Source organism: Candidatus Nanopelagicus hibericus, assembly GCF_002288005.1.
GTDB lineage: Bacteria > Actinomycetota > Actinomycetes > Nanopelagicales > Nanopelagicaceae > Nanopelagicus > Nanopelagicus hibericus.
Map to the genome: position 1 here is coordinate 43,341 of NZ_CP016771.1, position 14,931 is coordinate 58,271.

Consider the following 14,931-nt stretch of genomic DNA (forward strand, 5'->3'; position numbering starts at 1 on the left):
GAGTGATGATGAGAAAAGTTCGGCTATTTTTTTCATTTATTCTCACCTTATTACTTTGCTTAAATGCATCCACCGCACAAGCGGTAGAAACTTTGCCACAGCCATTCTTTAAATACCTAAGTTCAAAGTACTTAGCAGATCCAGGAGTCATTTTAATTGATGGCGCTACCAATGAAATTGTTTATCAAAGCGGTGCTGAAAAACCTAGAACACCTGCCTCTGTCTTAAAACTAACTACAGCAGCAGCAATTGCCCTAACCCTTGAAACATCAACAGTTTTTACTACTGCGATATATAAAACTGAAAAGAAAGGCGTCTTTGTAATTTGGGGTGATAATGATCCTTGGATTACCTCCAATGCAAAGTATCGAGATGCAAATAAGCGGGCGTATATGCCAACTTTAATTAAGGCAGCTTTTGCCTCAGATAAAAAACTTAAGAAAATAACCTTGATATATAAGGGAGTTAATAACTCTGACATCTACTATGCCAAACGGGCGTTAAACCGTAGAGCCTCTGTGGCATATAAACCATTAAGTAAAAATGTTGAAGTTGAATCTTTAATTACTGAGAAACTAGCCGAGGTTAAATCTCCGCCACTGGAGAAAATGATTCGCTTTGCGTTGCTATACAGCGACAATGTTTTATCTCAGCGTCTTGCAATGGTGGCAACTGGTAGAAATGGTTATCCATTAACTAAAGATGGCCTAAATAAGATGATGCAAGAGAAAATTTCATCAATCGGGGTTGATGTAACTGGCATGAATATTGTTGACGGCTCTGGGATAGGTGGCAGCAATCGAATTTCAGCAGTCACTGTCTCGCAATTACTTTTGAAAGTTAAGAGTGAGCCAAAATTAAGAGTTGTCTATAACTCACTTCCAGTAAGTGGTGAGTCAGGAACATTGGTCGGCAGATACCATTCAACTGCGCCGCAAGCCGTTGGCTTAGTTAAAGCGAAAACCGGATCAACCAGACATACAGTTTCGCTAGCTGGTTTTGCTACGTCAGGTGATAAAGATTATGTCTTTGTTGTAATTGCAGATGGTGTTGGTAGAACTAGAAGATTGCAAGATGCTGCCAGAAATGCGATAGATCGCATGCTGGGAACAATTACTAAACCTCCTGTGATCGGATTAACACCACCTGGGTCAGAAAGTGATACCGCTACAATCACACCGTAATAATTGATTAGTTCTCAAGGGTAGAGTTAGTGCAAATGAAAAATTACATCACATTAATGAAATTGCGCGTAGTTGAGCTTTTACTTGTTACAACTCTGCCAGCATTATTTTTAGCAAGTGATGGTATGCCAGATATCGGTGTGACTTTTTGGAGTTTATTTGGCGGGGCATTAGCCGCAGGCGGTGCCAACGCATTTAATATGGTGATTGAAGCAAAATCTGATCAATTGATGAAGCGCACCTCGCAACGGCCAATCGCAACTGGTGTGATATCAAGGAATTCTGGATTGGTATTTGCAGCCATAATTTCACTTTTATCTTTAATTATTTTTTATATATTTACTACCCCACTTGCAACCTTATTGACCGCGCTAGCAATTATTTTTTATGTATTTGGCTACACAATTGCACTCAAAAAACACACCTCCCAAAACATTGTCTGGGGCGGTATTGCCGGCTGTATGCCGGTTTTAATTGGACAAGCAGCTGTCACAAACTCACTAACTTTGACCTCTTGGTTATTTTTTCTACTTATCTTTTTTTGGACACCCCCACATTTTTGGGCGTTAGCGGTTAGATATAAAGAGGATTACCAAGCAGCTGGTATCCCAATGTTGCCAGTAGTTGCTCCGATTAAATCTGTAATCAACCAGATGTGGTTTCACTCACTTGCGATGGCGGTTGTCTCATTGCTAGTTATATCCAGCGCTAATTTACCAATCTGGCTCTCAGTAATTACCTTGCTACTAATAGTTGGTTGGAAACGGCAATTAATTAAGTTAACAAAGCAGCCAACTGAGGTTAATGCTGGGAAGTTATTCCAAGCATCAATCATTTTTCTCAGTATTTACTCATTTTTATTAGTAATCGGTGTATTGCTTAAGTAGTTTTCACACCCAAAGATGGGATAATTTTCCCATGTCCTCCCCTCTAGCACTTGATGTTGCCGATTTATCCAAAAAATATGGTGATCGAATGGCGCTCTCGCATGCAAATTTTGAGGTGCCAATGGGAAGTATCTGTGGTTTTGTTGGACCAAATGGATCAGGCAAAACTACAACAATTCGAATGCTGCTGGGATTAATTAAACCAACAACGGGTAGTGGCCATGTACTAGGTGAATCAATTACTGAACCTGAGAAATATCTGCCAAATGTTGGCGCGATGATTGAGGGCCCCGCTTTTTATCCCGCACTAACTGGTGCACAAAATTTAGCGGTGCTGGCAAAGTTAGGCGGTTTTGATACCAACAAAATTCAAGAATTATTAGAGTTAGTTGATTTAGGAGATAGAGGTAATTCAAAGTATAAAACCTATTCACTAGGAATGAAGCAAAGATTGGGAATTGCGGCCTCACTGCTGCCAAATCCAAAGTTGCTAGTTCTTGATGAGCCAACTAATGGGTTAGATCCAGCTGGAATTCAAGAGGTGAGAAATCTACTTCGCAAATTAGCAGATGCTGGCACCACAGTTTTCGTCTCATCTCATCTACTTTCAGAGATAGAGATGATTTCAGATCATCTAGTGATGCTAAGGCTAGGAAAAGTTATTTTCTCTGGTAAAACCTCAGAGTTGCTAGCAAAGCAATTACCCGTAATTGTGGCTAAACCTTCAAATAGAGATGATTTAGAAAAACTAGTCAAGATTGCCAAAGCCAATGGCCATGATGCAAAGATTATTGATCAAGATGTTCATGTAACTGGCGCCGCTGATTACTCAGCGCAGTTTAATAAATCAGCTTTTGATGCTGGAATTATTTTAGAATCCCTTACTCCGATTCGCCCCTCACTTGAGGATACATTTTTTGAAATGACGGGTGATTGATATGTGGAATGTATTTAGAGCAGAGCTAACAAAGTTGCGCCGGCCATCTTTATCACTTTCAACAATTGCCGCAGTCACCTTTGTAGTTGGATTAGTTACTTCACTCTTATTTTTGCTAGTTGATTCACCGGAAGGAAACGGTGAGCGTGGGGTAAGAATTGGTAGAGAGGTCTTATCCCTACCTGATGGCTTATCGATTGGCTTTAGTAACTCTGCTGGGCTGCTTGGCATAGTGGCACTTTGCATCTTTGCTGCTCAAACCGCGCAGGAGTACACCTATGGAACCTTACGAAATTTATTGGTTCGCCAGCCATCTCGAATGAAGATATTAATTGGCAAATTAGTAGCCATGAAATTATTTGCTATTGCGATGGTGACACTTGCTGCGATCTTATCTATCGCACTATCTTTTTTGTTTGCAGGTGTAAAAGATGTATCGACTACTGCTTGGTCAACCGGGGATGCACAAGCTGCTGTGCTACGTACTTTTATTAATGTTTTAATTGCCACCATTGGGTACGGAATCTTTGGCATGATTTTAGGTTTACTTTTCAGATCACCAATTTCGGCAATATCAATTGGTGTGATCTGGAATTTAATAATTGAAGGCTTACTATCTGCCTTTATCACAAATATAGACAAGTATTTTCCGGGCCAACTCTTATCAATTGTGGCCCAAGGCGGCAATGATCGAATCTCCTACCAATACTCCTTATTTACCTCTTACGGATTCTTGCTTGCAGCCTTTGTAATTGTTGCAGTTTTATTTAAAAAGCGAGATGTGGCAAATTGATGAACAAAAAATTAATAGCAGTTTTATTACTCTTCTCACTAATTCCTACTACCGCTTTGGCCGCCACACCAAAACCCACTCAGGCTCAAATTGATGCTGCCAAGAAAATCGAGGCGGAGAAAAAAGCAGCAGCTGACGCAGCGGCAAAAAAATTGAGTTCTGCGAAGAAAACCTTGCAACAGTTGACCGCTATTGCAACAGCAAAACGAAAAGTTTATCTTGCTGCCCAAAATGAATTAAAAATTAAGACAAAAAAAGCTGAAATTGCAATGAAGCATTTGCAATCAGCACAAGCATCGGTAAGCCAAGGTAAGCGAACTATCGGCAAGTTGGCAGCAAATGCTTACGTTATGGGTGGTGGATTTACCGATCTTGATTCATTACTTAAATCAGATGGACCACAGGATTTGGCGGATCGGCTTAGTACATTGGATGCATTAGGTGAAAATAATTCAAATGCATTAGATAGATTTAAATCAGCAGAGGTGGTTGCCTCTACTGCGCAAAAAGAGGCGGATGCTGCTAAAAAAGCACAAGCCGAAGCAACTATTAAGGTAGCGGCTGCAAAAAAAGCGGCTGACGAGGCAGCAGCAATGCAACAAGAAGAGGTTGACAAATTACAGGCGGTTCAAGATAAGTTAGCAAAAGAGCTAGCAGTTGCTCAAAAAACCAGATTAACTTTAGAACAACAGCGCCAACTTGCTTTGTTAGAAGAGGCGAATGCTGGCCGAGCAATCCTGACACCGGATCAAGCAAAAATTTGGCCCGACATTGGTTTCACCGGTAGAAGTAGCACGAGATCAACAGAGGAGATGCGACTGGCGGCGGTTGAATACGCGAAGAAACAGGTATTAGCCAAAAAGAATTATGTTTGGGGTGATGAAGGACCAAATACATTTGATTGTTCAGGTTTGGTTTATGCGGCCTATAAATCAGCAGGACTTGGTTGGCCAAATTGGGATCGCCTCAACTCATCACTTTATTGGGTAGCAACCAAGCGAGTGCCGATAAGTGAGATGGTGCCAGGGGATTTAATCTTCTACTCCTATAAAGGCACAGTTAGCACAATTCATCACATTGGAATCTATGCTGGTGATGGCATGATGTGGGAGGCTCACAACAAAGAGAAAGATTTGCTGTATTCCAGCATTTATAGCGTAAAAGGTTTAATGCCATACGGGGGTCGGGTCTAATCTTGTCGGTATGGAAACTACCAACACTGCAAATCTTTGGGAGGTTAGAAAAGCGTTAAAACCATTTCTTGGCGATGGTGTGCAAACAGTTCTCTTTGGTTGTTCAGGTGGCGCAGATTCAATGGCATTGGGATTAGCATTATTCCTAGAGCGCGGAAATATTAAAGTTATTCCAGTTGTGATTGATCATGGTTTACAGCCAGGCTCTGATCAAATTGCTACGCAAACTATTTTAAAACTTAAAGAAATTGGCTACACCCAAATTGAATCAGCTCGGGCGCAGGTGGTGGTGACTGATGGAATTGAAGCATCAGCGCGGCGTGCTAGGTATCAAATCTTTAATCAATTTATAGATTCATATCAACCTGAGCATTTCTTTTTGGCTCACACATTAAATGATCAAGCTGAAACTGTGCTACTTGGTTTAGCAAGAGGATCTGGTGCTAGATCCTTATCTGGTATGGCGGTTAGAAATAATATTTACACCAGGCCGCTATTAAAGATTTCAAGGCAAGTAACATTAGCTGCTTGTAAAGAGGGTGGCATTAATATTTGGTCTGATCCACATAATGATGATTTAAGATTTAGTCGCGTAAAGGTACGCAAAAATGTATTACCAAACTTAGATGAAAATTTAGGTCCGGGAGTTATCGAAGCATTGGCCAGGAGTGCTGACTTACTTCGAGATGATGCTGATGCACTGGATAGTTTTGCCACAGAGTTTATTACTCAGGTAGATCCATCAAACCTAGAGGTTAAGGATTTAGAGCGGCTTCCAAAGGCGCTTCGCACTCGGATCCTGCGCCTTGCTATCTATCAGGCTGGTGCACCAGTTGGGACACTAACTGCAGAACAAATCTTCACAGCTGAAGCGTTAATCTCCGATTGGCACGGTCAAAAAGAGTTATCACTTCCTGGGAATGTGAAGCTTTTAAGGAATTCAGGCAGAATTACCCTCTCAACCACCAACTAAGGAGCATTGTGGATTTATCAGCTGATGGCAAAGAGATTGAAAAAATTATTGTCAGTCAGGAGCAAATTCAAAGTAGGTTGAAAGAATTAGCTGCGCAAATAGTAAAAGATTATGAGGGTAGAGATTTAATTTTAATTGGTGTATTAAAAGGTGCGATTATGGCAATGGCAGATTTGTCACGTTACTTACAGCGACACGTAGATATGGATTGGATGGCAGTAACTTCATATGGCGCTGGAACCAAATCCAGTGGCGTGGTGAGAATTCTTAAAGATTTAGATAATGATATTTTAGGACGAGAAGTTTTAATTGTTGAAGACATTTTAGATACTGGATTAACACTTTCTTGGTTGACCGAAAACCTTCTTTCACGTGGTGCCAAATCAGTTTCAGTTTTTACTGTTTTGCGTAAGCCAGATGCAGCCACAGTAAAGGTTGAGGCGAAGTATGTGGGCTTTGATATTCCGAGTGAGTTTGTGGTTGGTTATGGCTTAGATTTCAATCAGAAGTACCGCAATTTGCCCTTTATTGGAGTTCTTGCCAAACACCTTTATTCTTAAGCCCCTCAATTAACTGTTTTAAGAAAGTGAAGTAACTGGTGTCCAAAAAGAAAAAGTTTAATATCCCCAAACTTAAGGGATTTAAAACTGCTAAGAAGCCGGTAAAGCCAACACCGCAAGCGGCAAAGCGTATTTTGCGCGGACCACTTTTTTGGATTATTGCTGCACTGATTGCGGTAAGTATTTTTGGACAAATTTCAACCACTGGTGAAGAGTTTAAAAAAGTTGAGACTTCGGTAATTCTAAATGAGATCTCACTAAATAATGTTAAATCTGCCCTTGTTATTGATCGCGATCAAAAGGTAAGAGTAGTTTTAAAGGATGGCGAATTTGTTGATGGCGCAGCCAAACTTGAAGCTTCATATGTCTCTGGCCAAGAACCGCTAATTGTTGAGTTACTAACCAGCAATCCGCCAGCAAGTAATTGGGACATAGAAGTTCCAAGGCAATCGTTTTTTATCTCTTTAATCCTAAGTATTTTGCCAATTTTATTGATCATATTTCTACTTTTGTTGTTTATGGGCGGTGGCCAAGGCGGGCGAGTACTTTCCTTTGGTAGATCACGAGCTAAATTACAAAACAAAGAAATGCCGACAAACACTTTTGCTGATGTGGCAGGAGCTGATGAGGCAGTTGCTGAGTTGAAAGAAATAAAAGATTTTCTGGCAAGCCCTGAAAAGTACAAAAGTATTGGTGCCAAAATTCCTAAGGGTGTTTTGCTTTATGGCCCGCCCGGAACCGGAAAAACTTTACTTGCCAGGGCGGTAGCGGGTGAAGCAAAGGTTCCGTTTTATTCAATATCAGGATCAGAGTTTGTTGAGATGTTTGTGGGCGTTGGTGCTTCCCGGGTACGAGATTTATTTGCACAAGCAAAACAAAATGCTCCGGCGATTGTTTTTGTCGATGAAATAGATGCTGTCGGTCGTCAGCGTGGTGCTGGATTAGGTGGTGGCAATGATGAGCGCGAGCAGACTCTTAATCAATTATTAGTTGAGATGGATGGCTTTGAAGCAAATGGCCAGGTTATTTTGATTGCCGCAACCAATCGGCCCGATGTTTTAGATCCAGCATTACTCCGTCCAGGAAGATTTGATCGTCAAATTACCGTTGATCGCCCCGATTTAAAAGGCAGAGCTGCAATTTTGGCAGTCCATTCGAAAAATAAGCCAATTGCAAAAGATGTAGATCTTCCTTCTTATGCAAAACGCACGCCAGGTTTTACTGGCGCAGATTTAGCAAATGTATTAAATGAAGCAGCCTTACTGGCTGCTAGGCAGGAACGCAAAACAATTAGAAACTCTGATATTGATGAGGCGATTGATCGAGTTATGGCTGGACCACAAAAGGTTTCCAGATTAATGACTGAGGAGGAGCGGAGAATTACCGCCTATCATGAAGGTGGTCATGCACTTGTTGCACATGCCCTGCCACATACTGATCCAGTTCATAAGGTAACAATCATGCCAAGAGGTAGAGCACTTGGTTACACCATGGTGCTGCCAGATGAAGATCGTTATGCAGTAACTAGAAATCAAATGCTTGATCAACTTGCTTACACAATGGGCGGGCGGGCAGCTGAGGAATTAATTTTTCATGATCCAACTACTGGTGCTTCAAATGATATTGAGAAGGCTACAAATCTTGCTAGAGCAATGGTCACTCAATATGGAATGACGCAAAGACTTGGTGCGATCAAATTAGGTATTTCAGATTCGCAACCATTCCTCGGACGCGATTACGGTCATCAACGAGATTACTCAGAAAGTATTGCAGCGGTTGTAGATAGTGAAATCAGAGAGATGATTGAGAACGCCCATCAAGAAGCCTTTGACGTATTAGTAGCAAACCGAGAAATCTTAGACAATTTAGTAGATGAGTTATTAGAGAAGGAAACTCTTAATAAAGAGGAGATTGCAACGATATTTAAAAAAGTGAAGAAAGTTAAGCCAAGGCCGCCATGGACAGGCTCTGACTCTAGAATCCCTTCTAATCAGCCACCAGTCGCACTAAAGCCCGCAAAAATTAAAGTGGTGGAGGAAGATAAAGTGATTAAAAAAGCAGTTAATAAAAAGAGTGACAAAGAGATTAGTAAAGATGTAAATGAGTGATATCAACTCCGTATCAATGGGACCCCACGATGGTGGTGCCAAAAAGGAGTTTGACCAAGCGCGGGCGGAAAAAGCAGTAACAGAGTTATTACATGCACTCGGTGAAGATCCAACTCGGGATGGCTTAAAAGATACGCCAAAGCGGGTAGCAAAAGCATTAGCTGAGAACTTTGCTGGGCTTTGGTTAAAACCAGAGGATGTTTTAACAACCATATTTGATATCGGCCATAAAGAATTAGTAATTGTCAGGGAGATTGAAGTTTTCTCCCATTGCGAACACCACCTGACACCATTTCATGGTGTTGCCCATATTGGGTACATTCCAGGTGAGAGCGGAAGAATTACTGGTATTTCAAAACTTGCTCGCATTGTTGATCTGTATGCTCGCAGGCCCCAGGTGCAAGAAAGATTAACCTCACAGATTGCCGATGCTTTGGTTGAGATATTGCAACCAGGGGGTGTGATTGTGATTATCGATTGTGAACACTTATGCATGTCCATGCGCGGTGTTAGAAAATCTCAAGCTCGCACAACAACTAGCGCAGTTCGTGGCCAATTATTAAATCCAACAACTAGAGCTGAAGCTATCTCACTAATAAATCAAAGTAGATAATCATGAGCCGCACCTTAGTGATGGGAATTTTAAATATTACTCCTGATTCATTTGCGGATGGTGGTAAGTATTTATCAAAAGCAGATGCAATCTCACAAGGACGACGATTAATTGCCGAGGGCGCAGACATTATTGATATTGGTGGTGAATCAACCAGACCAGGTGCTGAGCGGGTTAGTGAAGAGACGGAACTGGAAAGAGTAATTCCAGTGGTAACTGAATTAGTTAAAGATGGTGCGGTTATAAGCGTTGACACAATGCGTGCAGAGGTTGCAAAACAAGGGATTGCGTCAGGTGCCACATATATTAATGATGTAAGCGGTGGCCTAGCCGATGAAAAAATGGCAAAAGTAATTGCTAGCAATCAAAAAGTGCAGTACATAGCAATGCATTGGCGTGGTCATTCAAAAGAGATGCAAAAACAAGCACTCTATGAAAATGTGGTCACTGAGGTAAAAGATGAGCTAGATGATCGGGTTACAAGCTTATTGAAATCTGGTGTTTCACCAGAACAAATAATTTTAGATCCTGGAATTGGTTTTGCTAAAGAGAGCGAACATAATTGGCAAATATTAAAAAACATTGAACGTTTTCAAATGCTTGGATACCCAATATTGGTAGGTGTATCGCGCAAAAGATTTTTAGGTGAACTGGTAAATGCTAAAGAGCCTGATAAACGGGAGGCAGCAACGATTGCATTAACTGCTGAGTTGGCAAGAGTTAAGGTGTGGGCAGTTAGAACACACGCGGTCAAAGCGCACCAAGATGCAATATCAGTTATTGAAAGGCTTCGTAAATGAGTGATTTGATAAAAGTAATAGGCATTAGTGCCAAAGGATTTCATGGTGTATTTGCAAGTGAGCAAAGACGTGGCCAGAGATTTGTAGTTGATATCGAACTCAGCTTGCCGCTAAAAAATCTTAATGATGACTTGAGTAAAACTGTTAACTACGCTGAAGTGGCTCAAATTGCATACGATCAAATTACCGCTAAACCAGTGCAATTAATTGAAACCTTGGCAGATAATATTGCCAAACTTGTATTGAAAGAGTTTAAAAAAGTTAAAACAGTGAAAGTGATAGTTCATAAACCAAAAGCGCCAATAGCTTTGAAGTTTAAGGATGTAGTAGTTGAGGTAGTCAGAAGTAGATGAAGGCGGTTATTTCGCTAGGCTCAAATCTTGAAAACCGAAAACTTAACTTAGAGATTGCCATAACAAATATTGAACAAATTCTAAATAATTTAGTGGTATCACCATTCATTCAGACCAAACCAGTTGGTGGCCCACCGCAAGGTGACTTCTTAAATGCAGTGGTAATTGGTGAGTGTGATTTAGCAGCTGAATTATTACTTACTAAATTATTAGAAATTGAGGACCAAATGGGTAGGGTAAGGCAGATTAAGTGGGGACCAAGGATTATTGATTTAGATCTTATTGTTTATGGTGATCAGATAATTGACTCAGAGTTTCTAAAGCTGCCACATCCGCTTGCACAGTCAAGATCCTTTGTTCTATCACCTTGGTTAGAGATTGATCCAGATGGTGAAATACCAGGTGTAGGTGCGATAAAAACTCTTTTGGCATCTATTCAAAGCTCGAGTTAAACTTATCCTCTAGCCCGGTACCCGGAAAGGACTGGAGCCATGATTGAAGTGCTTAAATCTGCTGATGATTTGGCGCGCCAAAATTGTGATGTGTTGGTGCCAACCATGGGTGCACTTCATGCTGGTCATGAATCATTAATTAAACTGGCGAAAACAAAAGGTGATCAAGTAATTGTTAGTATTTTTGTAAATCCACTTCAGTTTGAAAATAAAGAGGATTTACTTAATTATCCGAAGACAATTGACTTAGATTTAAAAATTGCCGCTGTGGCGGGTGCATCGGCAGTTTTTTTACCCGAGGAATCTTTAATTTATCCAACCGGGTATAAAACAATTGAGGCAGGTGGTGTCGGTGAGATATATGAGGGCAAATCTAGGCCCGGTCACTTCTCTGGTGTATTAACTGTAGTAAATCGGCTGTTTGACTTAGTTAAGCCAAAATATGCAATTTTTGGTGAGAAAGACTTTCAACAATTGTTTTTGATAAAACAAATGGTAAGAAAACTATCGCTACCAGTTGAGATACTGAATGCCCCAACTATTAGAGATGCCAATGGGGTTGCACTCTCTTCTAGAAATTCAAAGTTGGATAATGATGGAATTAAGGTAGCTTCGGTAATTTATAGAACACTATTGCTGGGTAACTTAGGAAAAGCTAAACAAGTCATAAAATCTGAACCAAGGTTTAAACTGGATTATCTAGAGATGATTGATGCGAATACCTTTGATTTAGCCAAGGAAGATACTGAGAACAAGCGCTTAATTATCGCCGGTTGGATAAATCAGGTGCGATTGATCGACAATATGGCTATGGGAAGTAAGTAATGAGGCTCTTAACGGGCAAGCCAGGCTGGAGCACATCAGCTGATGTAATTGTAATTGGCTCAGGAGTTGCCGGTTTGACTACTGCGCTAAATCTTCGCTCTTATGGTTTGTCAGTTTTACTAGTTACTAAAGCAAGAATTGATGAAGGTTCAACTAAGTGGGCGCAAGGTGGAATTGCTGCCGCACTTGGTCCAGGTGATACGCCTGATCAACATAAGAAAGATACTTTGGCTGCTGGTGCTGGATTGTGCGACATAAAAGCTGTTGATGTTTTAGTTTCAGAAGGACCTGAAGCGGTAAGAAAATTAATTGCACAAGGTGCGGTTTTTGATAAGTCAGAGACTGGTGAGATTGCATTAACCAGAGAGGGTGGACACCTTCGTAACCGCATACTTCATGCTGGCGGTGATGCTACCGGCGCAGAGGTTTCCAGAGCACTACTTGCTGCAGTAAGAGGTGATACTGGTATTGAAATTATTGAACACGCATTAGCAATTGACGCATTAAAGAGTATTAGTGGCGAGGTTTGTGGAGTAACACTGCATGTGATTGGGGCAGGAAGTCGAGACGGGGTTGGCCGGGCGTTAGCTAAAGCGGTAGTTGTAGCAACTGGTGGTTTGGGTCAGGTCTATTCACAAACTACAAACCCTGCAGTTTCAACTGGTGATGGCGTGGCACTGGCGCTGCGGGCTGGTGCGAAGGTGGCAGATGTTGAGTTTGTGCAGTTTCATCCCACAGTTTTATGGCGAGATTTAGCAAATAGAGGGCAACAACCTTTAATCAGTGAGGCGGTTCGTGGTGAGGGCGCTGTTTTGTTAAATAACAAGAATGAGCAGTTTATGGTTGGCAAACACCCACAAGCTGATTTAGCACCACGAGATGTAGTGGCGATTGAGATATTTAATCAAATGCAAATTAGTGGCCAACCTTATGTTTGGTTGGATGCAACAAATATTTCAGATTTTACAAATAGATTTCCAACAATTTACGCCTCATGTATAGCAAATGGGATTGATCCAACAAAAGAGAGAATTCCAGTAGCCCCTGCCTCCCACTACGCATCTGGTGGAGTTTTAGTTGATTTAGATGGGCAATCTTCAGTGCCAGGACTTTATATATGTGGTGAATCAGCATGCACTGGTGCACATGGTGCTAATCGACTTGCTTCAAACTCTTTACTAGAAGGATTAGTTTTTGGTGCTCGTATTGCAGCTAAGTTAGCAAAAGAATTACCAAAGCAAGGTGAACCAGTGGAGGCAGGGAATTCTGTGCTGCTAGATCCAAAGATCTTATTACCGCTACAGATTTCGATGAGTGAAGGAGCGGGAGTTTTGCGCTCACAAACTTCACTGAAAAAAACTAGACAAACTTTGCAAGAGCTTTCTAAGTTAACCAGCACGGAGCCAAGAATCGAGGCGTGGGAGGCATCAAATCTTCATCTACTTGCGACTGCAATTGTTAAATCAGCATTGACGCGCACGGAATCAAGAGGATCTCATCGTCGCAGCGATTACCCACAATCTTCAGATCAATGGCTAAGTAGGATTGTCCAACAAGTCGATGCTGACGGTAATTGGAAAAGTGATGTGGAGGCGATCAAGTGAATCAGCTTCGCGAAAATATTAAAACTTTAGGGCTGTCGCCAAATCATATTTTCCAGCAAGTTAAAGATGCAATATCTGAAGATCTTGCAGGTGGGCAAGATGTGACCTCAGTTGCCACAATCTCAGAATCTTCTGTTGCAACTGCAGATTTTGTATCTAGAAGCAGTGGAGTTGTCAGTGGACTTCATGTAGCAGCTGCAGTACTTGAGTACTGTGGAATTAATCATTATGAGGTTTTAGTTGATGAAGGTGCAAAAATTTCAGCTGGCAAGGTGTTAATTACCGCCCAAGGAAATAGTAGAAAATTGTTATTAGCAGAGCGCAGTGCGCTAAATTTTCTATCCCATCTAAGTGGCATATCAACCCTCACCAACCAATGGGTAGCAGCAGTTAGCGGCACAAAGTGCCAAATAAGAGATACTAGAAAAACTACACCAGGGCTTCGACAGTTAGAAAAATTTGCAGTGCGAATGGGCGGTGGCGTAAATCATCGACTTGGACTATCACAAGCCGCGCTGATAAAAGATAATCACATTTTAGCGACCGGCAGTATTAGTAAAGCGTTTACTGCTATTAAGAAAGAGTTTCCAGGTAAGGAGGTTGAAATTGAGGTTGACTCAATTGAGCAACTCAAAGAGGCACTTACTTTAAAACCAGATTTAGTTTTATTGGATAATATGAGCGTTGAACAATGTGCCGAAGCAGTTGCACTTACCGCAGGTTTACTACCACTTGAAGCATCTGGTGGAATCACAATTGATAATGCAAAATCATATGCGGCAACTGGAGTTAATTACCTAGCAGTTGGAGCACTTACCCATTCAGCGCCAGCTTTAGATATTGGCTTAGATTTTAAGAGAGGAAAATAATGCTACTTACAATTGATGTTGGAAACACCAATACCGTTTTGGGAGTCTTTAACAAAGATAAGTTAGAACAATCCTGGCGAGTTAAAACTGATCCTAGGGATACCGCAGATGAACTTTGGTTGCAGTATTCAGCTCTGGTGGAAGGCTTTGATATCACTGGTGTAGCAATTTGTTCAACTGTGCCAGCAGTTCTTCGTGAGATAAGAAAATTAATTGATGATCACTATGGCGATATTAAAAGTGTAATTATTGAACCCGGGGTAAAAACTGGTGTACCACTGCTGGTGGATAATCCAAAAGAGATTGGCGCGGATCGAATTGTGAACTCACTCGCCGCGTTCACCTTGTACGGTTCAGATGGTCCAGCAATTGTGGTTGATTTTGGAACATCTACTAACTTAGATGTGGTCTCACCCAAAGGAGAATTCTTAGGGGGTGCGTTGGCACCCGGAATTGAGATCTCAGTTGAGGCGCTAGCAGCCCGCGCTGCTCAACTACGCAAAGTGGAGTTAGTAAAACCAAAATCTGTAATAGGTAAGAACACTGTTGAAGCTTTGCAATCTGGAACTATATTTGGATTTGCCGGTCAGGTAGATGGATTAGTAAATAGAATCATTGATGAGCTAGCTGATTTGTATCCAGATTCAGGCGAGGTTTGTGTAATTGCAACCGGAGGGCTTGCACCATTAGTGCTTGGGATAAGTGAAACCATTGAATTTCATGAACCTGATCTAACATTAATCGGATTACGGTTAGTTCATGAGCGTAATTAATTCATAA

General features: G+C 41.3%; 16 protein-coding genes. All 16 read left to right on the top strand.

What is annotated here, in order from left to right; all coding sequences use genetic code 11:
* The first annotated feature begins 8 nt into the window (after positions 1 to 8).
* From B1s21160_RS00205 to B1s21160_RS00280, 16 genes are read left to right on the top strand one after another with little or no spacing between them, the layout of a single operon-like run.
* Positions 9 to 1,184, top strand: a complete 1,176-nt coding sequence (locus tag B1s21160_RS00205) for a D-alanyl-D-alanine carboxypeptidase (protein WP_095671912.1) — start codon at positions 9 to 11, stop codon at positions 1,182 to 1,184.
* Between the two features lie 35 nt (positions 1,185 to 1,219).
* Positions 1,220 to 2,071, top strand: coding sequence for a heme o synthase (locus tag B1s21160_RS00210; protein ID WP_095671913.1), 852 nt, complete (start codon positions 1,220 to 1,222; stop codon positions 2,069 to 2,071).
* 31 nt (positions 2,072 to 2,102) lie between these two features.
* Positions 2,103 to 3,008, top strand: a complete 906-nt coding sequence (locus B1s21160_RS00215; protein ID WP_095671914.1) for an ABC transporter ATP-binding protein — start codon at positions 2,103 to 2,105, stop codon at positions 3,006 to 3,008.
* A gap of 1 nt (position 3,009) precedes the next feature.
* Positions 3,010 to 3,801 carry a DUF2705 family protein gene (locus B1s21160_RS00220; protein ID WP_095671915.1) on the top strand — a complete coding sequence of 264 codons (792 nt, stop codon included), beginning with the start codon at positions 3,010 to 3,012 and terminating at the stop codon, positions 3,799 to 3,801.
* On the top strand, positions 3,801 to 4,994 hold the full coding sequence (locus B1s21160_RS00225; protein ID WP_095671916.1) for a C40 family peptidase: 1,194 nt from the start codon (positions 3,801 to 3,803) through the stop codon (positions 4,992 to 4,994). Before B1s21160_RS00220 ends, B1s21160_RS00225 begins: the two co-directional genes overlap by 1 nt.
* A 10-nt stretch (positions 4,995 to 5,004) precedes the next feature.
* Positions 5,005 to 5,967 (top strand): tRNA lysidine(34) synthetase TilS, encoded by a 963-nt coding sequence (gene tilS / locus B1s21160_RS00230; RefSeq protein WP_095671917.1) that lies wholly within the window; start codon positions 5,005 to 5,007, stop codon positions 5,965 to 5,967.
* An 8-nt stretch (positions 5,968 to 5,975) separates the two neighbouring features.
* Positions 5,976 to 6,527, top strand: a complete 552-nt coding sequence (gene hpt, locus B1s21160_RS00235) for a hypoxanthine phosphoribosyltransferase (protein ID WP_095671918.1) — start codon at positions 5,976 to 5,978, stop codon at positions 6,525 to 6,527.
* A 38-nt stretch (positions 6,528 to 6,565) separates the two neighbouring features.
* Positions 6,566 to 8,635, top strand: coding sequence for an ATP-dependent zinc metalloprotease FtsH (gene ftsH, locus B1s21160_RS00240; RefSeq protein ID WP_095671919.1), 2,070 nt, complete (start codon positions 6,566 to 6,568; stop codon positions 8,633 to 8,635).
* Positions 8,628 to 9,248 (top strand): GTP cyclohydrolase I FolE, encoded by a 621-nt coding sequence (gene folE / locus B1s21160_RS00245; protein ID WP_095671920.1) that lies wholly within the window; start codon positions 8,628 to 8,630, stop codon positions 9,246 to 9,248. The genes ftsH and folE overlap by 8 nt, the downstream gene beginning before the upstream one ends.
* Positions 9,249 to 9,250: 2 nt before the next feature.
* Positions 9,251 to 10,048 carry a dihydropteroate synthase gene (gene folP / locus B1s21160_RS00250; protein ID WP_095671921.1) on the top strand — a complete coding sequence of 266 codons (798 nt, stop codon included), beginning with the start codon at positions 9,251 to 9,253 and terminating at the stop codon, positions 10,046 to 10,048.
* Positions 10,045 to 10,401, top strand: a complete 357-nt coding sequence (folB, locus tag B1s21160_RS00255) for a dihydroneopterin aldolase (protein ID WP_095671922.1) — start codon at positions 10,045 to 10,047, stop codon at positions 10,399 to 10,401. Before folP ends, folB begins: the two co-directional genes overlap by 4 nt.
* A complete protein-coding gene (folK, locus tag B1s21160_RS00260; protein ID WP_095671923.1) occupies positions 10,398 to 10,853 on the top strand; it encodes a 2-amino-4-hydroxy-6-hydroxymethyldihydropteridine diphosphokinase in 456 nt (151 codons plus the stop codon). The genes folB and folK overlap by 4 nt, the downstream gene beginning before the upstream one ends.
* Before the next feature lie 39 nt (positions 10,854 to 10,892).
* Positions 10,893 to 11,678, top strand: a complete 786-nt coding sequence (panC, locus tag B1s21160_RS00265) for a pantoate--beta-alanine ligase (RefSeq protein WP_095671924.1) — start codon at positions 10,893 to 10,895, stop codon at positions 11,676 to 11,678.
* Positions 11,678 to 13,282, top strand: a complete 1,605-nt coding sequence (locus tag B1s21160_RS00270; RefSeq protein ID WP_095671925.1) for an L-aspartate oxidase — start codon at positions 11,678 to 11,680, stop codon at positions 13,280 to 13,282. The genes panC and B1s21160_RS00270 overlap by 1 nt, the downstream gene beginning before the upstream one ends.
* Positions 13,279 to 14,151, top strand: coding sequence for a carboxylating nicotinate-nucleotide diphosphorylase (gene nadC, locus B1s21160_RS00275; protein WP_095671926.1), 873 nt, complete (start codon positions 13,279 to 13,281; stop codon positions 14,149 to 14,151). Before B1s21160_RS00270 ends, nadC begins: the two co-directional genes overlap by 4 nt.
* A complete protein-coding gene (locus B1s21160_RS00280) occupies positions 14,151 to 14,924 on the top strand; it encodes a type III pantothenate kinase (RefSeq protein ID WP_095671927.1) in 774 nt (257 codons plus the stop codon). The genes nadC and B1s21160_RS00280 overlap by 1 nt, the downstream gene beginning before the upstream one ends.
* Positions 14,925 to 14,931 lie beyond the last annotated feature (7 nt).

Bases quoted from the DNA above. Each gene is read 5' to 3' on its own strand.
- B1s21160_RS00205 (WP_095671912.1), top strand. From the start codon at position 9: ATGAGAAAAGTTCGGCTATTTTTTTCATTTATTCTCACCTTATTACTT.
- B1s21160_RS00210 (WP_095671913.1), top strand. From the start codon at position 1,220: ATGAAAAATTACATCACATTAATGAAATTGCGCGTAGTTGAGCTTTTA.
- B1s21160_RS00215 (WP_095671914.1), top strand. From the start codon at position 2,103: ATGTCCTCCCCTCTAGCACTTGATGTTGCCGATTTATCCAAAAAATAT.
- B1s21160_RS00220 (WP_095671915.1), top strand. From the start codon at position 3,010: ATGTGGAATGTATTTAGAGCAGAGCTAACAAAGTTGCGCCGGCCATCT.
- B1s21160_RS00225 (WP_095671916.1), top strand. From the start codon at position 3,801: ATGAACAAAAAATTAATAGCAGTTTTATTACTCTTCTCACTAATTCCT.
- tilS (WP_095671917.1), top strand. From the start codon at position 5,005: ATGGAAACTACCAACACTGCAAATCTTTGGGAGGTTAGAAAAGCGTTA.
- folE (WP_095671920.1), top strand. From the start codon at position 8,628: ATGAGTGATATCAACTCCGTATCAATGGGACCCCACGATGGTGGTGCC.
- folP (WP_095671921.1), top strand. From the start codon at position 9,251: ATGAGCCGCACCTTAGTGATGGGAATTTTAAATATTACTCCTGATTCA.
- folB (WP_095671922.1), top strand. From the start codon at position 10,045: ATGAGTGATTTGATAAAAGTAATAGGCATTAGTGCCAAAGGATTTCAT.
- folK (WP_095671923.1), top strand. From the start codon at position 10,398: ATGAAGGCGGTTATTTCGCTAGGCTCAAATCTTGAAAACCGAAAACTT.
- panC (WP_095671924.1), top strand. From the start codon at position 10,893: ATGATTGAAGTGCTTAAATCTGCTGATGATTTGGCGCGCCAAAATTGT.
- B1s21160_RS00270 (WP_095671925.1), top strand. From the start codon at position 11,678: ATGAGGCTCTTAACGGGCAAGCCAGGCTGGAGCACATCAGCTGATGTA.
- B1s21160_RS00280 (WP_095671927.1), top strand. From the start codon at position 14,151: ATGCTACTTACAATTGATGTTGGAAACACCAATACCGTTTTGGGAGTC.